Raw genomic sequence first — 26,724 nt, 5'->3', positions numbered from 1 at the left:
GGTGGAGGGACGGCGGCGGGACCGGGCGGGCGCACCCGTTTACCGGACGCCGCGTCAGAAGGCGATGCGGGGCGGGGTGTCGCCGCTGGAGCCGACCAGGAAGTCGAGGTCGACTCCTCGGTCCGCCTGAAGGACGTGGTCGGTGTAGAGCCGGGTCCAGCCGCGTTCGGTGTGCTCCGCGGGCGGCTGCCACTCGGCTCGGCGGCGGGTGAGTTCGGCCTCGTCGACATGGAGCACGAGCCGGCGGCCGGGGGTGTCGAGTTCGATCTCGTCACCGGTCCGCACCAGCGCCAGGGGGCCGCCCACGGCCGCCTCGGGGGCCACGTGCAGGACGCAGGTGCCGTACGCGGTGCCGCTCATCCGGGCGTCCGAGATACGGACCATGTCGGTGACACCGCGTTCGAGCAGGCGTCGGGGCAGCGGCAGATTGCCGACCTCGGGCATTCCCGGATAGCCGCGCGGCCCGGTGTTGCGTACCACCAGAACGGTGTCCTCGGTCACTGGCAGATCGAGGTCGTCGGCGACCGCCCCGTACTCCTCCAGGGAGTCGAAGACGAGGGCGGGGCCGCGGTGGCTGAGGAGATGAGGAGAGGCGGCCGACTGCTTGATGACCGCGCCGCCGGGGGCGAGCGATCCGCGCAGAACGGCGGTTCCGCTGCCGGCCGGCTGTACCGGGTCATGCATCGGGCGCAGTACCTGACGGTCGTAGACGGGTACCCCCTCGCAGTTCTCGCCCAGGGTGCGGCCGGTGACTGTGACGGTGTCACGGTGCAGATGGTCCGCGATGTCGTTGAGGAGCGCGGGCAGGCCCCCCGCGTTGGAGAACTCCTCCATCAGGAAGCGGCCCGACGGCATCAGGTCCACGAGCAGGGGCATGGCGGTGGCCAGCCGGTCGAAGTCGTCGAGACCGAGCGGGACCCCGACCCGTCCGGCTATCGCCAGGAGGTGGAGCACCGCGTTGGTCGAGCCGCCGATGGCGGCGTTGACCACGATGGCGTTCTCGAACGCCTCACGGGTCATGATCCGGGAGGGCCGCAGCCCTTCCCGCGCCAGTTCGACGGCCCGCGCCCCGGTCGCCTCGGCGAGGGTGCCGCGGCGGGCGTCGACGGCGGGCAGCCCGGAGGCGCCGGGCAGTTGCATGCCCAGCGTCTCGGCCAGACACGCCATCGTGGACGCGGTGCCCATGGTCATGCAGTGCCCGGCGGAGCGGTTCAGACCGCTCTCGAACTCCTCGAAGTCGGCACGGGTGATCCGTCCGGCCCGCAGATCCTCGGTCATCCGCCAGATGTCGGTGCCCGAGCCCACCGGCTTGCCCCGGAAGGTGCCGTTGAGCATCGGACCGCCGGTGAGCATGATCGCCGGAAGGTCGGCACTGGCCGCGCCCATGAGCGCTGCCGGGGTGGTCTTGTCGCAGCCGGTCAGCAGGACCACGGCGTCCAGCGGGTTGGCGCGCAGGGATTCCTCGACGTCGATCGCCATCAGGTTGCGGTAGAGCATCGAGGTGGGGCGCAGGAAGGGTTCACCGAGCGACATCACCGGGAACTCCAGGGGCAGGCCGCCCGCTTGGAGGATGCCGCGCCGTACCGCGTCGCCGAGGATGCGCAGATGGCCGTTGCACGGGGTGAGTTCGGACCAGGTGTTGCAGATGCCGATGACCGGCCGGCCGTCGAAGTTGTGCCCGCCGAAACCGGCGGCACGCAGGTGGTGCCGGGCTATGAACCCGTTCTTGTTCTGGTCGCCGAACCAGCTCCTGCTACGCAGTTCGGGACGGGCCTGTGGCTCCATCGGCCGTTGCTCCTTCTCATGGGTGCTGGTGGGTGTCCGCCGGTGGTCCGGTCAGGGGGTGTTCAGGTCCCGGGCGGTGTCGGAGAGATGGTCGGCCATCGCGGCACCGGCCGCTTCCGGGTCGCCCGCGGCGACCGCGTTGAGGATGTGGGCGTGGGCGAGCAGGGTGGTTCCCTGGCTCAGTCCCGCCCGCGAACGGCCCTCGAAGCTCGCCCGTCGCGAGGCGAGCAGTACGCCTTCGAGTGATTCGAGGATCAGGGACAGCAGCCGGTTGCCGGCGGTCTCGGCGACCGCGTGGTGGAAGGCGACGTCGAGGGCGACGAACCGCTCGGCGTCGTGCTGGGCGCCCGCCATCTCCTCGAGGAGGAGTCGGGCCGGTTCGGCGGACGCCTCCCCGGCCGCGACCCGCCGGGCGCCCTGGCGTACGAGCTCGCCCTCGATCACCCGGCGGCTCTCCACCAGTTCGCCCAGGTCGAGGGATTGCTGGTGGAGCCGGAACTCCAGGGTCTGCCTGAGTACGGCGGACGAAGGGATGGTGACCCTGGCCGGGCGCCCCTGGCTGGAGGCGAGGATCTCGCGGGCGACGAGGGTACGGATCGCCTCGCGGACGGCGAGCCGGTTCGCGCCGAACTGCCGGGCGAGTTCGCCCTCCGAGGGGATCTCGTCGCCGGGACGCAGGCCCAGCCGCATGATGCGTTCGATGATCTGCTCGGCGATCTGGTCGGCCAGCGTGACCCGTCGTACCGGTGCGGGTGCCCCCGCCTCGTTCCATGTCGTACCCGGACTGTTCGTCACCCGCGTGCTTCCTTCCCCTGGATCTTCCGTGTGCTGCGGTCACCGTAATTGGCCTCACCCGCGGGTGAGGCCGTAGGCCCGGTGACGGTCCGTTACATCCAGGGATCGATGACGATCTTGCCGACCGCCTCGCCGTCGAGGCGGTAACCACCTTCGGGGGAGAGGGCGTCGACGGCGTCCTGGGCGCGGTCCAGCGGCAGGCGGTGGGTGATCAGGGACGCCGCGGCCTCGCCGAGGTTCTCCACGACGCGCAGTGCGCGCCGGAAGGCGTCGGGGGTGTATCCGCTGACCGCGACGAGGCGCGCGTCTCGGGAGAGGAGGTGCCGATAGGGGTTGATGGTGGCGTCACCGACATCGGAGAAGTGGCCGAGCTCGATGTACGTACCACCGGAGGCCAGGCAGGAGAGCCCTTCGGCGAGGGTGCTCGGCACCCCCGCGCACTCCATGACGACGTCGTAGCCGAGGCCGTGGGGAGAGGCGGCGACCGCCTGTTCGATCCGGGTCGCACCGTCGGGGACCCCCGCGATGTCGATGACCTCGTCCGCGCCCAGCGACCTGGCTATCTCCAGGCGGCGGGCCGGGCCGCCGATGGCGGTGATGCGGCCGGCGCCGAAGGCACGCGCCGCCGCGATGGCGAGGAGCCCGATGGTGCCGGTGCCCTGGACGAGAACGGAATCGCCGTAGCCGAGTCCGGCGCGGGTCAGGCCCTCCACGGGGGTGGCGGCCGGTTCGGTCAGGACACCGACCTCGGCGGATGCCCCGGTGAAGAAGACCCGGGCCCGTGCGGAGGTGCACAGGACGTACTGCCCCCAACCGCCGCCCGCGGGGCGGGTACCAGGCTCGGAGAAGCCGATCACGTCCCAGCCGTCGCACGCCGGCAGCCGTCCGCCGCGGCGGCAGGAGGGGCAGGTGCCGTCGGGGGTCGCCGGCATGACCACGACCCGGTCGCCGACGGCGAGCGCGCGGCCCGTGACGTCAGTGCCGAAGTCCGGGCCCAAGCGCTCGACGGTGCCGACGAGTTCGTGCCCGAGCGTGGACGGATAGACGAAGTCGGGGATGTGTCCGCGCTGGATGTGGAGGTCGGTCGCGCACACTCCGGCCAGCTCCACTCGGACCAGCAGCTGGTCATCCAGAACGGGCGGGAGAGGCTGCTCGCGGACTTCGAGCGGCGCGTTGGGTGCGGGGAGCGTGACGACGCGGTTCACAGTCATGGACGCATTCTTATCAGATAAGCAGTGATGTTTGGCAATGCCTCGTCGATGCGTTCACACCCTCCACCAGCCGTTTTCGCTTCTCCGGAAGTTACGGAACGGACAACAGTGGCGAACTGACCCTTCTCGCTTCGCAACTTATCTGATAGGCATTCGGTCATTGAACCCAGCAGGCATCCGATGAAGGGAGCCGAGATCGTGTTCTGGAAGAAGCGGACCGCCCTGGTCACCGGGTCGACCCGTGGCATCGGCGCCGCGACGGCCCGGCTGCTCGCCGCAGACGGCGCCCAGGTAGTGATCCACGGCCTGGAGGAGACCGACGGCGAGGCCCTGGCGGCCGAGCTGCGCGACGCGGGCGCCGCCGCCCACTTCGTGCCCGCCGACCTGGCGGACCCCGAGTCTCCCGACCGGCTGATCCGCAGGGTCCTGGAGCTCACCGGCCGGCTGGACGTCCTGGTCAACAACGCCGGGGCCAATGTTTTCGCCGGGACCGAGGCCGCCGGTCTGGACGACTGGAACCGCTGCCTCGATCTGGACCTGCGGGCCGTCTGGCTCTGCTCGCGCGCCGCGGCCAGGGTGATGACCGGCCCCGCCGCCATCGTCAACGTCGCCTCGAACCACGCGTCGGCCACGATGCCCGGAATATTCCCGTACAACGTGGCCAAAGCCGGGGTCCTCGCACTCACTCAGTCCCTGGCCGTCGAACTCGCGACCCGCGACATCCGCGTGAACGCGGTCTGCCCGGGATACATCGACACCGCCGTCAACGACGTCTACTTCGGCGGATTCCCCGATCCCGCCGCCGAGCGGGCCCGTGTCGACGCCCTCCACCCCCTGGGCCGTATCGGCAACCCCGACGCGGTGGCGCGGGCCATCCGGTTCCTGGCATCGGCCGAGGAGTCCCCCTTCACCACGGGCACCAGCCTGACCGTGGACGGAGGCCGCTCGGCGCTCCTCCAGGACCCGCCGGCCACCCGCTGACCCCCCGCGGGACCCCACCGCTCCGCCTTCCCGCGCTCCACCGCTGTGCCTCCCCCCTGACCACAATCCGCCCGTCCCACCCTCAGGGAGCGACCCATGCCGTTGCAGGAAGCACCATGACCGGGCCCTTCCGTTCGCCCGAGCCGCCCAGCCGCCGGACCTTCCTGGCCCGGACCGGCGCAGTCACGCTCGCAGCCGTCCCCGCCACCGGGTTCCTCGCCGCGTGCGCCCAGCCCACCGAACTGACTGCCACCGGCTCCGGCGGGCAGAACACCGACGCCTTCACCAGCGCGGACATCGACTGGCGTGCGGAGCAGGGCACCACCCTCACCCTCGGCGCCCTCCAGCACCCCTGGATCACGGCGATACGCCCGCACCTCGGCCAGTTCCAGCGCCTGACCGGCATCAACGTCCGCATCCAGGTGTCGGGCGAAGAGCAGTACGTCGCCAAAATGCCCATCACCCTGGCAGGCGACTCCGGCACCCCCGACGTCTACATGGTCTGGTCCTACGGCCAGGCCGCCGAATCGGGCTGGCTGGAACCCCTGGACCCCTACCTCGCCGACCCCGGACTGACCGACCTCTCCTGGTACGACCAGAAGGACATCTTCGCCAGCGCGCGGGACTACGTACGCCGCCCCGACGGCACCTCCCTCGGGACGGCCATCACCGCCGAGGCACAGGTCACCTTCTACCGCGGCGACGTCGTCACCTCCCCGGAATCCCTCACGACCTTCGACGGCCTCCACGAGGCCGCGCGGAAGGCGGCCAAGTCCGGGAAGACTCCGGCCGGCATCGCGCTCCGCGGAAAACCCACCGCCGACGCGGTCGCCTGGCCCGCCGCGGGCTACGTCTTCTCCTACGGCGGCTATCTCATCGATCCCGACGGAGCGCTCGCCCTCGACTCGCCCCAGGCGGTCGCCGGAGTCCAGAAGTACGCCGACATCGTCCGGGACGCCTGCCCCAAGGGCGTGTCCACCTGGTCGTGGCTGGAGATCACCACCGCCATGCAGCAGGGCCAGGTGGCCATGCTCCAGGACTCCTCCAACGCCTCCAGCGACCTGCGGAACAAGGAGAAGAGCCGCTACCCCGACCTGATCCGGGCCGCGGCCTTCCCCTCCCACAACGGGGTCAGCAAGCCGAACATCTTCCACTGGATCATGGGGATCAACCGGCGCAGCAAGCAGAAGCGGGCCGCGTGGCTCTTCCTCCAGTGGGCCACCAGCCGCCCCGGCGCCGCCCAGATCGCCGCCTCCGGCGGAACCCCGCCGAGGATCTCCGCCTGGCAGGACCCCCGCTTCCGCGAAGCGTTCGGCGCCGACGCCGCCGACGCCGCGCTCCACACCCTGCGCCGCGCCGACAGCCGGCCCGTCACCCTCGCCTGGATGAATCCTCAGTGGCCCGCCGTCGGCGACGCCTTCGCCCGCGCGGTCAACTCCGTCTTCACCTCCGGCCAGAGCGCTCAGAGCGCTCTCGCCGAGGCCCGGCGCACTCTGAAGGGGGTGCTGTGACCAGCCAGCCCATGACCCCGGCCCGCGCCACCACCGGACCCGGCCGCACCATTGCCGGGCGCCCCCGGCGGGCCCCCAGCAGCGACACCCCCGAGGCGATACGCACCCGGCGCCTGATGCTCGTACCGATGACGGTGATGCTCCTCGCCCTCACCGCCTTCCCCTTCGCCTACTCCCTGTGGCTCAGCCTCACCGACAGCACGGCCAGCGGCGGGGGCGACTTCATAGGACTGCGCAACTACACCGATCTGCTCGGCGGCAGCCAGTTCTGGTCCGCGCTGCGGCTCACCCTCGTCTTCGGAGTGTTCGCGGTCGCGGTCCAGGTGGTGCTCGGTCTCGCCGTGGCGCTCGGGCTCAACGGCCTGCGCCGCGAACACCGGGTACTGCGCGCGGCGCTGATCCTGCCCATGGCCGCGACCCCCGTTGCCGTGCTCTTCGGCTGGAAGGTTCTGCTCGACCCCACCCAGGGCGTGGTCAACCATCTCCTCGGGACGCTCGGACTGCCCCAGCCCGACTGGCTCGGCACCCCGTTCTCCGCGATGTCCACGATGATCCTCGTCGACGTGTGGATGTGGACCCCGTTCGTCATCGTCATCCTCCTCGGCGCCCTCAGCAGCCTGCCGGGGGAGACCCTCGAAGCCGCGCACGTGGACGGCGCCACCGCCCTCCAGCGCCTGCGGTACGTGGTACTGCCGCACATCAGGCCCTTCCTGATCCTGGCCGTCCTCTTCCGGGGCATCGACTCGCTCAAGGCGTTCGACAGCTTCCAGGTCCTGACGGCCGGCGGTCCGGGTGACGCCACCACGACGCTCAACATGCTCGCCTACCGCACCGGTCTGCAGTTCCTCGACTTCGGCAAGGCAGCCGCCGTGTCCACCCTGCTCCTGATCGCCGCGATCGTCTTCGGAAAGGTAGTCATGCGCCTCATGAGCCGGGAGGACCAGTCGTGAGCCGCTCCTCGTCCCCCTTGCACGCGGGCCCGGTCGCCGCGGCGCTGCGCACCGCGGGCCTGGCGCTGTTCACGCTGTGGACGCTGTTCCCCGTCTACTGGCTGATCTCGATGAGCCTGAAGAAGCCCATCGACATCAGCGCCTTCCCCCCGAAGTGGATCTTCGAACCCGTTCTCGACGCCTATCGGCAGGCATTCACCGAGGCGCCCATGCGGGCGCTGCTGCTCAACAGCCTCCAGGTCGCGGTCGTCGCGACGGCCATCGCCCTGGCCGTGGGCCTGCTCGCCGCGTACGCCCTGGTCCATCTGCGTACCCACCGGGCCCGCGACTACGAATTCTGGGTGCTCTCCACACGGATGGCGCCGCCCGTCGCGGTCGCCCTGCCCTTCTACCTCATCTACCGCCACACCGGTCTGCTCGACACCATCTGGGGCCTCGCCCTGATGCACGTCATCGTCGTGATCGGCATCGTGACCTGGATCCTCATCGAGACCTTCAACGGTCTGCCACGGGAACTCCTCGAAGCGGCCCTGGTCGACGGCTGCTCCCACTGGAGCGCCTTCCGCAGGGTGATGGCACCGCTCGCGGTACCCGGTCTGGTCGGGGCGGGAGTCCTCTCCTTCCTCCTGTCCTGGAACGAGTTCTTCTTCGCCCTCATCCTGACGTCGAACCACACCACCGCCCCGGTGGGACTGTTCAACTTCGTCGGCTTCCAGTCGGTCAACCTCGGGGCCCTGGCCGCCGCCGCGACCATGCTGCTCCTGCCCGCGTTCGTGATCGTCCTGGCCTTCCAGAAGTTCCTCGTGAAGGGGCTGACGATGGGCGCGGTCAAGGGCTGAGACCCGTGCGACGGGCAGCCCGCCCAGCGCCCAGCACTTCGTCCCGCCGGAGTTCATCCGGCGGGACGAAGTGCTGCCTGGTGTTCAGGGGCGGGTGGTGAGGTATCCGCCCATGGAGGTGAAGTACTCGGTCGCGGGCAGCTCCCGGCCGTCCTCGGTCCGCACCCGGGTGAGGGCGAGGCCGTGGTTGAGGCCCGTGCGCGCGTCGGCGCCGGCGACGATCACGACTCCCTCGCCCTCGCGGTAGAAGACGCGGCCGGGCGTTCCGCCGTAGCGGCCCTCGGACACGACGGCGGACATCACCTCCAGCCGCTTGCCGCGGTGGAAGGTGAAGGCGTTCGGGTACGGCGACGTCTGGGCCCGGACCAGTCGCTCCAGCGCGTCGGCGGGCCAGTCCCAGTTGATGCGGATGTCCTCCTCGGCGCGCTTGTGGAAGAACGTCGCCTGCGAGCGGTCCTGCCGGGTGAACTCGGTCTGCCCGGAGGCGATCAGATCCAGCGCGCCGATGGTGACCGGGGCGATCAGCTCGACGGTCTTGTGGAACAGGTCCACGGAGGTGTCGGCGGGCTCCACCTTCACCGCACGCTGGTCGACGATGTCACCGGCGTCGAGCACCTCGTCCATCATGTGGGCCGTGACGCCCACTTCGCTCTCGCCGTTGACGAGCGCCCAGATCAGCGGCGAGAAGCCGGCGTACTTGGGCAGCAGCGAGTCATGGACGTTCAGGGTGCCGTGCGGGGGCAGGTCGTAGATGCGCGGCGGGATCCAGGTGCGCCAGTTGTTGGCGACGATGATGTCCGGGGCGGCCTCCTGGAGCAGCCGGAACAGCTCCTCGTCGTCGGGCCGGTTGCGGATGATCACCGGGACGCCGTGTTCCTCGGCCAGGTCCGCGACCGAATCGCTCCAGATCTTCTCGTACGCGTGCTCGCTCTTGGGATGCGTCACGACTGTCACCACGTCGTGTTCGGAGTCCAGGAGGGCTTGCAGGGTGCGGTGGCCCCAGGTCTGGTAACCGAACATGGCGACCCGCATGGGTTCCTCCTCAGGTGAGCGACTGATCGGCGTCAAGTAAAGCAAGCCTTACCTAATGACGCAACGGGCCCTGAATTCCGGTGCGTTAGGTAGGGCGCCTGGCCATTGGTCCGGTTTTGTCTGGTCGACAGGGCCATTGAAGTCAGGTTAGCTTTACCTAAGTTCGACTGGCTGCCGCTCTCGGTGGGCCCGCGTCCCGTTCTTTTCGTCCACGCCTGACAGGCGGCTGTCCCGCACGATGGGAGTGACATGTCACAGGTTGATCCTGGCGACGCACCTCTGATCCACGACCTCATGGGAATCGGCTTCGGGCCGTCCAATGTGGCCATGGCGATCGCGCTCAGCGAGCACAACGCGCGAGTCGGCAGGCGGGAGGCGGTCACGGCGCACTTCTTCGAGCGTCAGCCCGCCTTCGGCTGGCACCGCGGCATGCTGATCGACGACGCGACGATGCAGGTGTCGTTCCTCAAGGACCTGGTGACGCTGCGGGACCCGTCCAGTGAGTACACGTTCCTGCGCTATCTCCAGAGCAGGGGCCGGCTGATCGACTTCGTCAACGGCAAGAACCTCTTCCCGCTCCGCGTGGAGTTCCACGACTACTTCGAGTGGGCCGCGGCGAAGGTCGACGACATGGTGTCGTACGGCCACGAGGTGATCTCCGTCGAGCCCGTCCTGCGTGACGGAGTCGTGGAGTACGTCGATGTGACGGCCCGCTCGGGTACCGAGACGGTGGTCCACCGCGCCCGCAACCTCGTCGTCGGCACCGGGCTGCGCCCGCTGATGCCGCAGGGCGTCGAGCGCACGGACCGGGTCTGGCACAACTCCGATCTGCTGGCCAAGGTCGACGCCCTGGAGGGCACCGACCCCACCCGGTTCGTCGTGGTCGGCGCCGGTCAGAGCGCCGCCGAGAACGTCGCCTACCTCCACCGCCGCTTCCCGCGGGCCGAGGTCTGCGCCGTCTTCTCCCGCTACGGCTACAGCCCGGCCGACGACAGCAGCTTCGCCAACCGGATCTTCGACCCGGAGGCGGTCGACGAGTACTTCACCGCCCCGGACGACATCAAGCGCAAGCTGATGGGCTACCACGGCAACACCAACTACTCCGTGGTGGACATCGATCTGATCGACGACCTGTACCGCCAGGCGTACCAGGAGAAGGTGCTCGGCACCGAACGGCTGCGCTTCGTCAACATCTCCCGGCTGACCGGCGTCGAGGAGACCGGGGACAAGGTCCGGGCCACCGTCACGTCCCTGGTCACCGGCGAGGAGAGCACGCTGGAGGCCGATGTCGTGGTCCTCGCCACCGGGTACAGCCCCGTCGAGCCCCTCGGCCTCCTCGGAGACGTCGCGCGCCACTGCCACCGCGACGAGGAGGGCCGCGTCCGCGTCGAGCGCGACTACCGCATCGCGACGGACGACGAACTGCGCTGCGGCATCTACCTCCAGGGCGGTACCGAGCACACCCACGGCATCACCTCGTCGCTGCTCTCCAACACCGCGATCAGGGTCGGCGAGATCCTTGACTCGATCGTCGAGCGCGGCCTGAAGAACGTCCCGGACGAGCCCCGCCCGCTCGCCGACGGCGTCGCCACGCCTTAGGCACGCGCCTTGGGCACCCCCCATTTTTGGTCCGTCATCGGTCCGCCCCCCACACCGCCCCGCCCGCCGGCCGTACCCCTTACGCGGCGGGCCCGGCACGCACAGTGAAAACCCCTTGAAAGGAACATCCGTGTCCACTGGTACACGCCCCGCGCTGACGCGGTTCGTCAGATTCGCTCCCCGAGTGGCCGTCGCGGCCGTCGCCGCCGTCGCTCTGGCCGCCTGTGGGGGCGGCGACGACAAGGCCGGGTCCAGTGCCTCGGCCGAGGCGGGCGGGAAGTCCGGCGCCTTCCCGGTGACGGTCCAGCACAAGTACGGCAGCACGACGATCGAGGCGGAGCCCGAGCGGATCGTCACCCTGGGCCTCTCGGACCAGGACGCGGTCCTCGCGCTCGGCATCAAGCCCGTCGGCTCGGTGGACTGGTTCAAGGAGAAGCCGTACGGCAAGTGGCCCTGGACCAAGGACAAGTGGGGGTCCGACCAGCCGGACATCGTCGGTGAGCGCGACGAGTACAACATGGAGAAGATCGCCGCGCTCAAGCCCGACCTGGTCATCGCCCAGTACTCGGGGATGAAGAAGGAGCAGTACGACACCCTCTCCAAGTTCACCAAGGTCGTCGCCCAGCCCAAGGACCTGCCCGACTACGGGGCCTCGTGGCAGGTGATGACCCGGCAGATCGGCACGTCGCTCGGGAAGAAGGCACAGGCCGAGAAGCTGATCACCGGCATCGACGCCGACTTCAAGAAGGTCCGTGACGAGCACCCCGAGTTCGGCGCCAAGACCCTCGCCGTGGCCGACAGCTTCGAGGCGGGGAAGTACTCGGCGTTCACGAAGACCGACCCGAAGTCGATCTTCTTCTCCGAGCTGGGCTTCAAGCTGAAGCCCGAGATCGACAAGCTGGCCAAGCCGGGCTGGAACGCCGCCGAACTCAGCGCCGAGAAGCTGAACGTGCTCGACGTCGACCGGCTGGTCTGGGTGACCTCCAGCACCGACGCCAACGACCGGATCAAGGCCGAGCCGCTCTACAAGAACCTCAAGGTCAGCAAGGACAAGCGCGATCTGTTCGTGCCCTACCAGGGCCCGGACATCGGTGCCGCGTTCTCCTTCAACACGGTCCTCTCGATCCCCTACGCGATCGACGAGATCGTGCCGCTGCTGACGGCCGTCAAGTAGCGCACCGCCCCACCTCAGCACGACCGCACAGGGGTGCTCGTCCGACGGTGTGCCCGGCCCGGCACACCGTCGGACGGGACGTCCTCTCCTTGCCGTACATCATCAGGGAAAGGCCATTTCGTACGATGTTTGACGCCGAGTCGGACCGGACACCCGCTGCCGGAACCCCCGTGACCGGTGGGCAGGCCGGTATCTGGTCAGCCCAGCAGATCGAGCCCGACAGCTCCGCCTACAACATCGTCTTCGCCCTGGACCTGTACGGCGCCACCGACCTCGGCCGGCTCACCGCCGCCGTCCGGCAGGCCGTCGGGGAAGCCGACTGCCTGCACGTCGAGTTCACCCCCGGAGACGGCGGCCCGCGCCAGAGCCCCGCAGCCGTCCTGGCCGAGGTGCCCGTCGTCGACCTGCGCGACGCCCCGGACCCCGAGGCGGCCGCCGCCGACTGGACGGCCGCTGAACGCGAACGGCCCGTGAACCTCGGCCGGGCACCGCTCTTCGCCCAGGCGCTGCTGCGGCTCGCGGACGACCGGGTCCGCTGGTACCAGCGCTACCACCACATCGTTCTCGACGGCATGGGCGTCACGCTGATCACCCGCCGGGCCGGCGAGCTGTACACCCTGGGCACCCGGGCCCCAGCCCGCCCCGACTGGTCCCTCACCCGGCTCGTGGACGCCGACCGGGACTACCGCGCGACCGCACAGCACGAGCGGGACCGCGCCTGGTGGCAGGAGCACCTGGCCGGCCGGCCCGAACCCGTACGCCTCGTCGAACGCGCCCCGTCCCTGATGGCACGGCGGCTGCGGCGCACCGTCGAACTCACCGCGCAGGACGCCGAGCGGCTGCACACCGCCGCCGGGAACGCGGCCGTCCGGCCGTCCCGGCTGCTGATCGCCGCCGTCGCCGCCTACCTGCACCGGGTCACGGGCGAACAGGACCTGGTCCTCGGCCTGCCGGTCGCCGCCCGCCAGGACGCCGTGTCGGCCGTCGTCCCCGGCATGGTCTCCAACATCCTCCCGCTGCGGCTGACCGTCCGCCCCGGCACCACGGGCGCGGCCCTCGTCGCCGGCGTGCGCCAGGAGATCTCCGAAGCGCTCGCGCACGGGCGTTACCGCGCCGAGGAGCTGGCCAGGGACCTCGGACTGGTCGACGGCGTCGCGGAACTCGTCGGCCCCACCGTCAACATCCTTCCCAGGGGCGAGGGATTCGGCTTCGACGGGCTGGACGCCGAACTCCGCCCGGAGTGGCTCGGCCCGGTCAGCGACCTCGCCTTCGGTTTCGCCGAGACCCGCGGCGGCCGAGGCATCGCCGTCCACCTCGACGCGGACGCGGACCTCTGCGACGTGCAGACCCTCCGCGACCACGAACACCGCTTCCTCACCGTGCTGCGCGCCCTCACCGAGGACCCCGGCCTGCCCGTGGGCCGGATCGAGCTCACCTCCGGCGCCGAACGGGACCGGCTGCTCGGTGAGTTCGCCGTCTCTCCGCGCGAGGTGGCCGAACTGTCCTGGCCCGCCGCCTTCGAGGCACAGGTGCGCCGCTCGCCCGGCGCCGTCGCGCTCGTCTGCGAGGACCGCGAACTCACCTACGCCGGGCTCAACGCCGCCGCCAACCGGCTCGCCCGGCTCCTCACCTCCCGTGGTGTGCGCGCCGCCGACGTCGTCGCCGTGGCCCTCCCGCGCTCCCCGGAACTCGTGGTGGCACTGCTCGCCGTGCTGAAGGCCGGCGCCGCCTACCTCCCGCTGGACGCCGACCACCCCCAGGACCGCACCGCCTACATGCTGTCCGACGCGGGGGCCACCACCGTGCTCACCGTCCGGGAACTCGCGGACCACCTCCCGGCGACGGGCACCCGCCACCTCCTGCTCGACGAACCGGCCACCGCCGCCGCCCTCGCCGCCCAGGACGACACCGACCCGGGCACCCCGGTCGCCCTGGACCAGGCCGCCTACGTCATCTACACCTCGGGCTCCACCGGCCGCCCCAAGGGCGTGATCGTCACCCACGACGGCGTCGGCAGCCTCGTCGCCACGGCCACCGACCGGATCGGTGTCACCTCCGACAGCCGCGTCGTGCAGTTCGCCTCCGTCGGCTTCGACGTGACGGTCTGGGACCTGATCATGTCGCTGTGCGCCGGCGGCCGGATCATCGTCGTACCCGCCGAGCGGCGGGTCGCCGGCCCCGCCCTCACCGACTACATCGCACACCACCGCGCCACCCACATGATCCTGCCCCCGTCGCTCGTCTCGGCGCTGCCGCAGGAGTGCGAGCTGCCCGAGGGCGCCGTCCTCGTCGTCGGCACCGAAGCGGTCCCGAGCGAGCTGATCGCCCGCTGGTCCGGCCGGCTCCAGGTCGTCGTCGCCTATGGACTGACCGAGGCAAGCGTCAACTCCACGCTGTGGCTGGCCCGTTCCGGCCGGCCCGGCCCCACACCCATCGGCCGGCCCGACCCCAACACCCGCACCTACGTCCTGGACGCGGCGCTGCGCCCGGTGCCGGTGGGCGTCGAGGGAGAGCTCTACGTCGCCGGGCGCGGCCTCGCCCGCGGCTACCTGGGCCGGTCCGCCCTGACCTCGGAGCGCTTCGTCGCCGACCCGTACGGGGAGCCCGGCACCCGGATGTACCGGACCGGCGACCGGGTCCGCTGGGCCGCCGACGGCAACCTGGAGTTCCTGGGCCGCGCCGACGGCCAGATCAAGATCCGCGGCCACCGGATCGAACCCGGCGAGATCGAGAGCGCGTTCATGGCCGGCCCCGGGATCGCCCAGGCCGCCGTCCTCGTCCGTGACGACCACCGGGGCGTCAAGCGCCTCGTCGCCTATCTCGTCGGGGACGGCGACGACGCGGCCGCCACCGAGGCGGCCGTCACCGCCGCACGCGCCCAGGTGGCCGGCGCGCTGCCGGACCACATGGTGCCCACCGCCGTCGTCGTCCTGGCCGGCCCCCTCCCGCTCACGCCCAACGGCAAGCTCGACAGCCGCGCCCTGCCCGAGCCCCGGTGGACGGCGGTCAGCGGCACCGACGCACCCACAGGCCCGGCCGAGACCGTGCTCGCCGCGCTCTTCGCCGAGCTGCTCGGCCTGCCGTCCGTGGGCGTCCGGAGCAGCTTCTTCGAGCTGGGCGGCGACAGCATCGTCGCGATCCAGCTGGTGAACCGGGCCCGCGACGCCGGTCTCACGATCAGCCCGCGCGAGGTGTTCCGGCTCCGCACCGTCGAGGCCCTGGCCCGCGCCGCCGGAACGACGCGGGCCCCGGCCGCGACCGCGGTGGACGGCCTGGACGAGGACGCCCTGCCCGTCTCCCCGCTCCAGGAGGGCTTCTTCTTCCACGCCGCGTTCGACGCGGGCTCCGCGGACCTCTACCTGGTCCAGGAACTCCTGGAACTCGACGGGTCCGTCGACCCGGACCGGCTGCGCGGGGCCCTGCAACTGCTGCTGGACCGGCACCCGTTGCTGCGCGCCTCGTTCCGCCAGCTCCCCGGCGGCGAGGTCGTCCAGCGCCTCGCCGGCCAGGTCACCCTGCCCTGGCGGGAGACCGACACCGCCGGGACCAGCCTCGATGACGTGCTCCGGGCCGACCGGGCCGAGCGCTTCGACCTGGCCCGGCCACCGCTGCTGCGCGCCACCCTCGTCCGGGACGGCCACCGGCACCGGCTGCTGCTCACCCTGCACCACATCGTCGCCGACGGCTGGTCGGTCTCCGTACTGCTGCGCGAACTCACCGCCGCCTACCGGGGCGAGGGACTCCCCGCACCTGCATCCCCCCACCCGTACCTGGCATGGCTGGCCACCCGGGACCTGGACACCGCACGGGACGCGTGGCGGCAGGCGCTGTCCGGACTGGACGGGCCGACCCGGCTCTCCGCCCTCTCCACGGCGGCGGACGACGGGCGGGCCCCGGCCAGGCCGGAACAGGTCGACACCCGGCTCCCCGAGGAGCTCACCGCGGCCCTCACCGCGTACGCCCGCGCCCACGGCCTCACCCTGAGCACGGTCGTGCACGGCGCGTGGGCGCTGCTGCTCGGCGCGCTCACCGGCAGCCGCGACATCGTCTTCGGCACCACCGTGTCCGGCCGGACCACCGAGGTCGCGGGCCTGGACGCCGCGGTGGGCCTGTTCATCAACACCGTCCCCGCCCGGGTGGGCCTGCGACCGGAGGAGACGCTCACCGAACTCCTGCGCCGCGTCCAGGACGAGCACACGGCGCTCCTGGACCACCAGCACCTCGGCCTGGCCGACATCCAGCGGATCGCGGGCGGCGGCGAACTCTTCGACACACTCGTGGTGTTCGAGAACCACCCGGCTGCGGAGCCGCCCGCCGACCGGGGACCCGACGCACTGCGCATCACCGGCAACGAGGTCTCCGACGCCGTGCACTACCCGCTCGCGCTCGTCGTCGAGCCGGGCAGCTCCGGGCTGCTGCTGCGGTTCAAGCACGACGCCGCCCGCCTCGACCAGGTCACGGTGGCCGTCCTCGCCAACCGGTTCACCGCGCTGCTGCGCACCGTGGTGTCCGAGCCCGGCCGTACCGTGGCCCGGACCGGGCTGCTGTCCGGGCGGGAACACGCACACCTCGCCGAGCTGAACGCCACCTCCCGGCCCGTCCCCGAGGCCACGCTCGCCTCGCTGTTCGCCGCGCGGGCGGCACGTAACCCCGACGCCCCTGCCGTCGTCTTCGAGGACACCACGCTGACCTACGCGGAGCTCGACCGGCGGGCCGAGGCACTGGCCCGCCGGCTGCGGTCGCGCGGCGCCGGCCCGGAGCGTTACGTCGCGGTGGCCGTGCCCCGGTCGGCCGAACTGATGGTCGCGCTGCTGGGCGTCCTCAAGACGGGCGCCGCCTATCTGCCGGTCGACCTCGACTACCCCGCCGAGCGCGTCGCGTTCGTGCTCGGCGACTCCGGCACGCGTACGGTCGTGACCACCGCCGAGGCGGCCGGACGGCTGCCCGGCGTACCGGACCTCGACCTGCTCCTCGTCGACCTGGACGACCCCGGCACCACGGATGTCCCTGATGTCCCCGTGCGGGCCGCCGGCCCCGACCACCCGGCCTATCTGATCTACACCTCCGGCTCCACCGGGCGCCCCAAGGGCGTCGCCGTCACCCACCGGGCCGTCGTCAACCGGCTCGCGTGGATGCAGGGGGAGTACGGACTCGGCGCGGACGACCGGGTCCTGCAGAAGACCCCGGCCGCCTTCGACGTCTCCGTGTGGGAGTTCTTCTGGCCCCTGGTGGAGGGCGCGACCGTCGTCCTCGCCCGCCCCGGCGGCCACCGCGACCCCGGCTACCTCGCCGGGCTGATCAGGGCGCGGCGGATCACCACGCTGCACTTCGTGCCGTCCATGCTGGCCGCGTTCACCCGGGCCCTGGAGTCCGCCACCGACCACCCGGACTGGCCGGCGAGCCTGCGGCGGGTGTTCTGCAGCGGCGAGGCCCTGACCGGCGCCCAGGCCGGGGACTGGTCGGAGCTGACATCCCGTTCCGGACGGCCCCCCGTGCCGCTGCACAACCTCTACGGCCCCACCGAAGCCGCGGTGGACGTGACCTCCTACGAATACGACCACGACCACGAGGGCGACGCACGACCCGCCGTCGCCATCGGCCGCCCGGTGTGGAACACCCGGCTGCACGTGCTGGACCCGTTCCTGCGCCAGGTGCCCGACGGGGTGCCGGGGGAGCTCTACCTCGCCGGTGTGCAGTTGGCGCGGGGCTACCACGACCGGCCGGGTACGACCGCCGAACGCTTCGTCGCCGACCCGTTCGGCGGACCGGGCGAGCGCATGTACCGCACCGGTGACCTGGTGCGGCGCCGCACCGACGGCGCCGTCGAGTACCTGGGCCGCACCGACCGGCAGGTCAAGATCCGGGGCAACCGCGTCGAACTCGGTGAGATCGAGGCGGCTCTGGCCGGCCTGCCGGGCGTGGCCCGTGCCGCGGTGATCGTCCGCGACGGAGCACTCGCCGGCTACGCCGTGCCCGGCACCGGCACGGTCCTGGACACCGGGGCCCTGCGCGCGGCGCTCGCGGATGTGCTGCCCGCGCCCATGGTGCCGGGCACCGTGCTGGCGCTGGACGAACTGCCGCTGACGCCCAGCGGCAAGCTCGACCAGAACGCCCTGCCGTCCGTGGCACCCGCCGCCCGCACCGGCGGCCGGGCCCCCCGCGACGAGCGCGAGAGCGCCCTGTGCGAGATCTTCTCCGAGGTGCTCGGCGTACCCGGTACCGGCGCCGACGACGACTTCTTCGTCCTCGGCGGCGACAGCCTCAGCTCGATCACGGTCGCCACCCGGGCCCGCGCGCGGGGGCTGACGATCGGCCCCCGCGACGTGTTCGAGTGCCGGACGCCGGCCGCTCTGGCCGCCGCCGCGCAGACCGCCGTCCCCGGCCCGTCCGGCACGTCCGGCCCCTCCGCCCCCTCTATCCCCGAACCGGCCGCCCCCGCCACCCCCGACGCCGTGACCGTGCCCGCCGCCGAGGCCGGGCAGGCGGCTGCCGCCCTCCAGGCCGTGCTGGCCCTTCAGGAGCGGTCCGGTGCGGACGTCGACCCCGCCCTGCGGGCCCTGCTCGCCCAGCTGACCGCCGCGGGCACCCGGCAGGAGCAGGAGCAGGACCAGGAACAGGAACAGGAACAGGAGCAGGAGCCGCCCGCCCCGCTGGGCGGTCTGGTGCTCTCACCGGAGGAGACCGACCGCGTCGCCGCCACCGCCGGCCTCCCGGTCGACGACATCTGGCCGCTCTCCCCCCTCCAGGAGGGGATGTACTTCCACGCCACCTACGACTCGGGCCAGGCGCTCGACGTCTACCTCTCCCAGGAGACCCTGGACTTCGACCACCGCGTCGACCCTGACCGGCTGCGCGCCGCCTGCCGGACGCTGCTGGCCCGCAACACCGGTCTGCGGGCCGGATTCACCGCCGACGGACTGCCCCGCCCGGTCCAGTTCATCGTGGACGGGGCCGAGATCCCGCTCGTCGAGGAGGACCTCTCCGGGCTGCCCGCCGCTCAGCAGCACAGCCGGACCGGGGAACTGCTGGCCGCCGACCGCAGGCAGCGCTTCGACCTGTCCTCGCCCCCGCTGTGCAGGCTGCTGCTCATCCGGCTCGGTGACGGCCGGGACCGGCTCGTGATCACCCATCACCTCATCCTGTGGGACGGCTGGTCCGCGTGGCTGTTCTTGGAGGAGCTGTTCACCCTGTACGAGCGCGCCGGCGACGACAGCGGACTTCCGGTCCCCGGCTCGTACCGCGACTACCTCGGCTGGCTGGACGAGCAGGACACCGGGGCCGCGCTCGCCGCCTGGCGCCGGTCGCTCTCCGGCTTCGACGAGCCGACCCTGCTCGCACCCTCCGGTCGCGACACCGGCCCGGTCATCCCGGCCGACCACGACACCGTGCTGACGGAGCGGGCCGGCGAACTGCTGCGCGCCACGGCCCGCCGGCACGGGCTCACCCTGAACACCGTGCTCAACGCGGCCTGGGGGTTGGTGCTCTCGGCGATGACCGGCCGCGCCGACGTCGCCTTCGGCACCGCCGTCGCCGGGCGGCCCGCGGACGTCCCGGACGCCGCCGGAATCATCGGGATGTTCCTCAACACCATCCCGGCGCGCGTCGCGTTCACCCCGGACGAGCCGCTGCTCGGCCTGATGCGCCGGATGCAGTCCGAGCGCGCGGCCGTCATGCCGTACGAGTACGTCGGACTGGGCGCCCTGCAACAGGAGACGGGCCACCGCAGGCTCTTCGACACCCTGTTCGTCCTGCGCTCGGCCGACGGCGAGGACCGGGCGGCCGAACTGCGGCGGCGGCACGGCATCACCGCCATGTCCAACGTGGACGGCACCCACTTCCCGCTCACCCTGATCGTCACCCCCGGCAGCCGGCTGCGGATCACCCTGGCGGCCAGGCCCGACCTGTTCGACGCCGAGGCCGCGACCACCATCCTCGACCGGTTCACGGCCGTGCTCGGCCGGCTCGCCGAAGCCCTCGACGGCGACGACCCGGCCGCCGCCAGGACCGCCGGCGTCGACCTGCTGCTGCCCGCCGAGCGGACCGCGACGGCCGCCGCGCGGCGCACCGGCCGTGAGCCGGTGCCCGACGAGACCGTCGCCGATCTGCTCGCCGCCCAGGTCGCCCGCACCCCGGACGCCATCGCGCTCGTCTTCGGCGAGCGGGCCCTCACCTACGCCGAGCTGGACGCCCGCATCAACCGGCTCGCCCGGCTGCTGCTCGCCCGGGGAGCCGGTCCGGAGAAGGTGGTGGCACTCGCCCTGCCGCGCTCCATCGAAATGGTGGCCGCACTCTTCGCCGTACTGCGCACCGGCGCCGCCTATCTGCCCCTCGACCTGGACCACCCCGCCGACCGGCTGCGCCTGATGGCGCGCGACACCGGACCGCTGTGCCTGGTGTCCACCACCGCCGTCGCCCCGTCCCTGCGGGACGACGAGGGGCCCGTGGCCCCCGAACTCCTGCTGGACGACGCGGCCGTGGCCGCCGAGCTGGCCGCGCTTCCGGGCGAGGCGATCACCGACGCCGAACGGCCCGCGTTCGCGCACGGAGTGCCGGGCCGCCTGGACCACCCCGCGTACGTCATCTACACCTCGGGTTCGACCGGCCGCCCCAAGGGCGTCGTCACCCCGTACCGCGGACTGACGAACATGCTTTTCAACCACCAGAAGGAGATCTTCGACCCGGCCATCGCCTCGGCCGGCGGACGGCGGCTGCGCATCGCGCACACCGTGTCCTTCGCCTTCGACATGTCCTGGGAGGAACTGCTCTGGCTCGTCGAGGGCCACGAGGTCCACGTCTGCGACGAAGAGCTGCGCCGCGACGCCGAGGCGCTGGTCGCGTACTGCGACAGCCACCGCGTCGACGTGGTCAATGTGACGCCCACCTACGCCCAGCTGCTCATCGAGGAGGGCCTGCTCGACCGCGACGAGGCCGCCGGAAAACACCGGCCCGCACTGGTCCTGCTCGGCGGCGAGGCCGTCCCCGACACGGTCTGGACCCGGCTGCGCCACACCGAGGGCACCTACGGCTACAACCTCTACGGGCCGACCGAGTACACGATCAACACGCTCGGCGGGTCCACCGCCGACAGCGCGACCTCCACGGTCGGCGTGCCGATCCGCGGCACCCGCGCCCATGTGCTGGACCCGATGCTGCGCCCCGTCCCGCCGGGCAGCCCCGGCGAGCTGTACATCGCCGGTACGGGCCTGGCCCGTGGCTACCACGACCGGGCCGCGCTGACGTCCGAGCGGTTCGTCGCCGACCCGTTCGGTGAACCGGGCGAGCGCATGTACCGCACCGGCGACCTGGTACGCCAACGCCCCGACGGCCTCATCGACTTCCTCGGCCGCACCGACGACCAGGTCAAGATCCGCGGCTACCGCATCGAGCTGGGCGAGATCTCCACGGCCCTGTCCGCACACCCCGAGGTCGCGCACGCGGCGGTCGTCGTGTCGGAACGGGCGGGCACCAAGCGCCTGGTCGGCTATGTGGTGCCGGAGGAGGGCGCCGGGACCGGCGACGCGCTGACCCGGCGGCTGCGCGGCCATCTGAAGGCCGGACTGCCGGACTACATGGTGCCCTCCGCACTCGTCACCCTCGAAACGCTGCCCCTGACCGTCAACGGCAAGCTGGACGTCAGGGCGCTGCCCGCACCCGAGCTCACCGGTACGGACACCGGCCGTGCTCCCCGTACCCCGCGGGAGGAGACGCTCTGCGCCCTGTTCGCCGAGGTGCTCGCACTGCCCGCGGGCAGTGTCGGCATCGACAGCGACTTCTTCGATCTGGGCGGGCACTCGCTGCTGGCCACCCGGCTGGTCAGCAGGGCCCGCACCGCGCTCGACGCGGAGCTGGCGATCCGGGATCTCTTCGAGGCGCCGACCGTCGCCGAACTGGTGGCCCGCGCCGCCCGTGCCGATGGCGCGGCCCGTCCGGCGCTGACCGCCGGCGACCGGCCGGACCGGCTGCCGCTGTCCCACGCCCAGCAGCGGCTGTGGGTCATCCAGCAGATCGAGTGCACCTCGGCCGCGTACAACTTCTCGCTGGCCCTGCGGTTGCGCGGCCCGCTGGACCTGGCGGCCTGGCGTACCGCGCTCGCCGATGTGACGGAACGTCATGAGGCCCTGCGTACCGTCTTCTTCACCGCCTCAGACGGCCAGGTGTGCCAGCGGGTGCTGCCCGCGGAGCAGGCGCACCCCGTGGTGGAGTGCCTGCGGGCCACCGAGGAGGAGGTGCCCGGCATCATCGACGCGGTCGTCAACCGGCCGTTCGACCTGGCCGCCGAACTGCTGCTGCGCGCCACGGTCGTGGAGCTGTCGCCCGAGGACCATGTCGTCGTGCTGCTGCTGCACCACATCACCACCGACGAGTGGTCGGACCGGCCGTTCCTGCGGGACCTGGCCACGGCCTACGCGGCGCGCCTCGACGGCACGGCCCCCGACTGGGAGCCGCTGCCCGTCCAGTACGCCGACTACGCCCTGTGGCAGGACCGGCTGCTGGGCGACCCCGCCGACGCGACCAGCCTGGCCGCCCGGCAGCTGGACCACTGGCGTACGGCCCTGGCCGGAGCCCCGGAAGAGCTGGAGCTGCCCACCGACCGGCCCAGGCCCGCCCGCCCGGCGTTCTCCGGGGACGAACTCGACATCGCCTTCGACACCCCGGTCCACGAAGGGCTGAGGAAACTCGCACGGGAGTCCGGCGCGAGCATGTTCATGGTGGTGCACGCGGCCGTGGCCGCGCTGCTCCACCGCATGGGCGCCGGGACGGACATCCCGATCGGTTCCCCCATCGCGGGACGCGGCGACGAGGCGCTGGACGAACTCGTCGGGTTCTTCGTCAACACCCTGGTGCTGCGCACCGACATCAGCGGCGACCCCACCTTCACCGAACTCCTCAGCCGGGTCCGCGACACCGACCTGGCGGCGTTCTCCCACGCGGACGTCCCCTTCGAGTCGGTCGTCGAGGCCCTCAACCCGACGCGCTCGCTCTCCCGCAACCCGCTCTTCCAGGTGATGGTCGGCTACCACGCCCGCACCGGCGGGGAACTGCAACTGCCGGGACTGCGGGCGGAGTACATGCCGTTCCGGATCCGCTCCGCCAAGTTCGACCTGGTGTTCAGCTTCACCGAGCACACCGCGGTGGACGGCGGCCCCGGATCGCTCGGCTGCCGGCTGGAGTTCGCCACCGAGCTGTTCGACCGGGAGACCGCCGAGGCGCTCGGCGAGCGGCTGCGCACCCTGGTCGCCGCACTCGTCGCCGCGCCCGGACAGCCGCTGTCACGGGCCGAGATCCTCTCCGGACCGGAGCTGCGGACCGTCCTGGAGGGCTTCGGCTCCACCGACCGGGAGGTCGACGAGGAGACCCTGCCCGCGATGTTCGCGCGGCGGCTCACCGAACGGCCCGACGCCGTCGCCGTGGTGGACCGCTCCCGCTCGGTGACGTACGCCCAGCTCGACGACCGCGCCCGCCGTATCGCCGGGCTGCTCGCCGCGCACGGAGTGGGAGCCGAGAGCGTGGTCGGGGTCGCCGTGCCCCGGTCCGTGGACATGGTCGCCACCGTCCTCGCCACGCTGAGGCTGGGCGCCGCGTTCCTGCCGCTCGACCTGGTCCACCCCGGTGACCGGCTCGGCTACATGATCGAGGACTCGGGGGCGGCCCTGGTCGTCGGCACCGAACCGGTCGCGGGGAAGATCCCCGAGGTGCCGGGCGTCCCGGTGGTCCTGCTGGACGCGCCGGACACCGCCGAGGCACTGGACGCGCCGCCCCCGACCGACGCGCCCGCCGGGCCCGCCGGCCTGGACCAGGCCGCGTACGTGATCTACACCTCCGGTTCGACCGGCCGCCCCAAGGGCGTCATCGTGCCCCACGAGGGAATTTCCTCCCTCGTGGCCACCGCCGTCGACCGGATGAACCTGCGACGTGACAGCCGGGTGCTCCAGTTCGCCTCCACCGGCTTCGACGTCTTCGTCTTCGAGCTCTCCATGGCGCTGTGCCACGGCGGCCGCCTCGTCCTCATCACCGACGAGGCACGGGTCGCGGGACCGGAACTGACCGATTTCCTCGCGGACCAGCGGATCACCCACATGATCCTGCCGCCGTCCCTGGTGTCGGCGCTCCCGCCCGGCTGCGAACTGCCCGAGGGATCGACCGTCCTGGTGGGCACCGAGACGGTGCCGCCGGACCTGTTCGACCGCTTCGGTGCCACCGCCGACCTGATCTGCGCCTACGGCCTCACCGAGGCGACGGTCAACTCGACGCTGTGGCGCGCCCGCGAGCACGGCGGCAGCCCGGCCGGCCGGGTGCCCATCGGCCGGCCCGACCCCAACACCCGCGCCTACGTGCTCGACGAGCGGCTGCGGCCCGTGCCGCCCGGTGTGGTGGGCGAGCTGTACGTCGCCGGGCGCGGGCTCGCCCGCGGCTACCTCGGGAAGGAGGCCCTCACCTCGGAGCGGTTCGTCGCCGACCCGTTCGGGGCGCCGGGCAGCCGGATGTACCGGACCGGCGACCGCGCCCGCCGGCGCCGGGACGGCAACCTCGACTTCCTCGGCCGGGCCGACACCCAGGTGAAGGTGCGGGGCTTCCGCATCGAGCTGGGCGAGATCGAGGCGGCGCTCGCCGGACACCCCGGCGTCGCCCAGGCCGCGGTGGTCCCCGACCGGGACGGTGACATCGTCCGGCTGATCGCCTACGCGGTACCCGAGTCCGGCGCACCGGACCCGCGGGAACTGCGCGCCCATCTGGCCGGGCTGCTCCCCGAGTACATGGTTCCGGCCCTGGTGGTGCCGCTGGACGGCCCGCTGCCGCTCACGCCCAACGGCAAGCTGGACCGCGCCGCACTGCCCGTCCCCGACTGGTCCGCGATGACGGGCGACGCCCGGCCGGCCACCGAGACCCAGACCAGGATCGCCGCACTGTTCCGCGAGATCCTCAAGCTCGACGACGTCGGTGTGCACGACAGCTTCTTCGCACTCGGCGGCCACTCCATGGCGTCGATGCGGCTGCTGGGCCGCATCCGCGCCGAGTTCGGCGTCGAACTGAGCATCAGGGACGTCTTCGACGCGCTGACGGTCGCCGGCATCGCCGCCGCACTGGAGGGCGCGGCCACCGCCCGCCCCGCGCTGCGCCCGGTCGAGCGGCGGGCCGAGCCGCCGCGGGCGGCGCCCGTCCAGGACTGGCAATGGAACTCCTGCCGCGACGGACGGGGCGTCGACCACGCGCTGACGCTGCGCTCCACGGGCGGGCTCGACGCCGAGGTGCTCGCCGCCGCGCTCGCCGATGTGGTGGCCCGGCACGAGCCGCTGCGCACCGCGTTCACCGAACGGGACGGCGTCCTGTACCAGCGGCCCGCCGAGACCCCCGCCCTGACTGTGGAAACGTGCGCCGACCTGGATGCCCGCCTTGCCGAACTCGCCGGCCTGGCACCGGATCCGGCCGTGGAGGCGCCCATCAGGGCGCATCTGCTCACCGGCCCCGACGGCGGCCAGGCACTGCTGCTGACCATGCACTACCTCGCCGTCGACGAGTGGTCCGTGGTCCCGCTCTTCCGCGACCTGGTCACCGCCCACACGGCACGCGCCCAGGGCCTCGCGCCCGGCTGGGAGCCGCTGCCGGTCCGCTACGCCGACTACGCCCACTGGGCGCACGAGGCCCTGGGCGACCTCACCGACCCGGACAGCCGGGGCGGGCAGCAGCTCGCCTACTGGCGCCGGACGCTCGACGGACTGCCGGGACGCCTCGCCCTGCCGGCCGACGGCCCGGACCGGAGCGGCCCGGACACGGCCACCCGGCCAGGCGACCACGTCGGGTTCGTCCTCGACGAGGAGCTGCACGCCGCCGTGGACCGGCTCGCGCGGGCCACCGGCACCAGCATGTTCATGGTGCTCCACTCGGCCCTCGCTGCGCTGCTCACCGGGCACGGCGCGGGCACCGATCTGCCGATCGGCACTCTGGTGGCGGGACGCACCGACGACCAGCTCGCCGATCTGGTCGGCTGCTTCTTCAACACGGTGGTGCTGCGCACCGACACGGCGGGCGACCCGAGCTTCGCGGAACTGCTGACCCGTGTACGGGAGACGACGCTGAGCGCTCTCGACCGGCAGGACGTCCCGTTCGACGCGGTCGTGCGGGCCAGCGGCCTGCCGCCCCGGGGGCCGCAGGTCATGGTGATCCACCACGAACAGGCCGACGCACAGCAGCTGGAGGGCGGCATCGGCTCGCTCGCCGCCGTACCGACCGGCGTCACCCGGGCCGAGCTGACCCTCAGCTTCTACGAGCCGCACGGCGACGGCCCGGTGCACTGCGGGCTGATCCACGCCACCGATCTGCTGGGCGCCGAAAGGGCCGGGCAACTGGCCGACGAATACCTGGAGTTGCTGCACCGCGTGGCGACTCATCCGGAACAGCCGCTGTCCGAGCTGTTCACCGCACCGTCCAAGAGGAGTGACAACGCATGACGACCAACCCGTTCGAGGACCCGCAGGGCAGCTTCCTGGTCCTGGTCAACGACGAGAACCAGCACTCGCTGTGGCCCGCCTTCGCCGAGGTGCCGGCCGGCTGGCGCACCGTCTTCGGCGCCGACACCCGTGAGGCGTGCCTCGCCCATGTGGAGGCGAACTGGACGGACCTGCGACCGGCGAGCCTCGTCGCCCTCCAGGGCTGACCGGCACGTACACCGCCGCCCCTCGGTCTCACCGGGGGGCAGCGGCGCGTGCGCGTCCGGTGCGGTGGTGGTCCGTGCCCGGAGGCGGGGTCGGGGATGACCCTGTACCGACCCTGAAATCGCCCGCGCGGCCTGTCGCTGTCCGCCGCCGGGGTGCCAGCCTCGGTGGACGGTCAACCAGTCGTCGAGCGCAG

General features: G+C 72.1%; 12 protein-coding genes. 8 read left to right on the top strand and 4 right to left on the bottom strand.

Annotation, left to right across the window (positions count from 1 at the left end; all coding sequences use genetic code 11):
- Positions 1 to 54: 54 nt before the first annotated feature.
- From ACZ6S6_RS07060 to ACZ6S6_RS07050, 3 genes are all read right to left on the bottom strand, one after another.
- On the bottom strand, positions 55 to 1,785 hold the full coding sequence (locus ACZ6S6_RS07060) for an IlvD/Edd family dehydratase (protein ID WP_469704267.1): 1,731 nt from the start codon (positions 1,783 to 1,785) through the stop codon (positions 55 to 57).
- Positions 1,786 to 1,836: 51 nt separating this feature from the next.
- Complete coding sequence (locus ACZ6S6_RS07055) at positions 1,837 to 2,580, bottom strand: FadR/GntR family transcriptional regulator (protein ID WP_362958169.1); 744 nt, start codon at positions 2,578 to 2,580, stop codon at positions 1,837 to 1,839.
- Positions 2,581 to 2,672: 92 nt separating this feature from the next.
- Positions 2,673 to 3,791 (bottom strand): zinc-dependent alcohol dehydrogenase, encoded by a 1,119-nt coding sequence (locus ACZ6S6_RS07050; RefSeq protein ID WP_362958172.1) that lies wholly within the window; start codon positions 3,789 to 3,791, stop codon positions 2,673 to 2,675.
- Positions 3,792 to 3,971: 180 nt separating this feature from the next.
- Here ACZ6S6_RS07050 and ACZ6S6_RS07045 point away from each other — a divergent pair, with 180 nt between their 5' ends.
- The 4 genes from ACZ6S6_RS07045 to ACZ6S6_RS07030 all read left to right on the top strand — a co-directional run bounded on the left by ACZ6S6_RS07045 (position 3,972) and on the right by ACZ6S6_RS07030 (position 8,072).
- The gene (locus tag ACZ6S6_RS07045; RefSeq protein WP_362958174.1) at positions 3,972 to 4,772 is read left to right on the top strand and encodes an SDR family NAD(P)-dependent oxidoreductase; all 801 of its coding nucleotides are present in this window, start codon (positions 3,972 to 3,974) and stop codon (positions 4,770 to 4,772) included.
- A gap of 116 nt (positions 4,773 to 4,888) precedes the next feature.
- Positions 4,889 to 6,283: an extracellular solute-binding protein gene (locus tag ACZ6S6_RS07040; protein ID WP_469704266.1), complete on the top strand. Its 1,395-nt coding sequence runs from the start codon at positions 4,889 to 4,891 to the stop codon at positions 6,281 to 6,283.
- Positions 6,280 to 7,233 carry a carbohydrate ABC transporter permease gene (locus ACZ6S6_RS07035; protein WP_362958180.1) on the top strand — a complete coding sequence of 318 codons (954 nt, stop codon included), beginning with the start codon at positions 6,280 to 6,282 and terminating at the stop codon, positions 7,231 to 7,233. Before ACZ6S6_RS07040 ends, ACZ6S6_RS07035 begins: the two co-directional genes overlap by 4 nt.
- Positions 7,230 to 8,072: a carbohydrate ABC transporter permease gene (locus ACZ6S6_RS07030; RefSeq protein ID WP_469704265.1), complete on the top strand. Its 843-nt coding sequence runs from the start codon at positions 7,230 to 7,232 to the stop codon at positions 8,070 to 8,072. The genes ACZ6S6_RS07035 and ACZ6S6_RS07030 overlap by 4 nt, the downstream gene beginning before the upstream one ends.
- An 84-nt stretch (positions 8,073 to 8,156) precedes the next feature.
- Here ACZ6S6_RS07030 and ACZ6S6_RS07025 read toward each other — a convergent pair whose 3' ends face one another.
- Positions 8,157 to 9,104: a methionyl-tRNA formyltransferase gene (locus tag ACZ6S6_RS07025; RefSeq protein WP_362958186.1), complete on the bottom strand. Its 948-nt coding sequence runs from the start codon at positions 9,102 to 9,104 to the stop codon at positions 8,157 to 8,159.
- Between the two features lie 249 nt (positions 9,105 to 9,353).
- On the opposite strand from ACZ6S6_RS07025, the gene ACZ6S6_RS07020 reads away from it, so the two are divergent.
- The 4 genes from ACZ6S6_RS07020 to ACZ6S6_RS07005 all read left to right on the top strand — a co-directional run bounded on the left by ACZ6S6_RS07020 (position 9,354) and on the right by ACZ6S6_RS07005 (position 26,530).
- Entirely contained in the window at positions 9,354 to 10,703 is a 1,350-nt protein-coding gene (locus ACZ6S6_RS07020; protein WP_362958189.1) for a lysine N(6)-hydroxylase/L-ornithine N(5)-oxygenase family protein, read from the top strand.
- Positions 10,704 to 10,833: 130 nt separating this feature from the next.
- Positions 10,834 to 11,877: an iron-siderophore ABC transporter substrate-binding protein gene (locus tag ACZ6S6_RS07015; RefSeq protein ID WP_469704264.1), complete on the top strand. Its 1,044-nt coding sequence runs from the start codon at positions 10,834 to 10,836 to the stop codon at positions 11,875 to 11,877.
- Positions 11,878 to 12,002: 125 nt separating this feature from the next.
- Positions 12,003 to 26,324: an amino acid adenylation domain-containing protein gene (locus ACZ6S6_RS07010; protein ID WP_469704263.1), complete on the top strand. Its 14,322-nt coding sequence runs from the start codon at positions 12,003 to 12,005 to the stop codon at positions 26,322 to 26,324.
- Positions 26,321 to 26,530: an MbtH family protein gene (locus tag ACZ6S6_RS07005; protein WP_024493728.1), complete on the top strand. Its 210-nt coding sequence runs from the start codon at positions 26,321 to 26,323 to the stop codon at positions 26,528 to 26,530. The genes ACZ6S6_RS07010 and ACZ6S6_RS07005 overlap by 4 nt, the downstream gene beginning before the upstream one ends.
- The last annotated feature ends 194 nt before the right edge of the window (positions 26,531 to 26,724 follow it).

The organism is Streptomyces sp. NPDC048671 (genome assembly GCF_055587045.1).
This window is presented reverse-complemented; position numbering and strand designations above follow the sequence as displayed.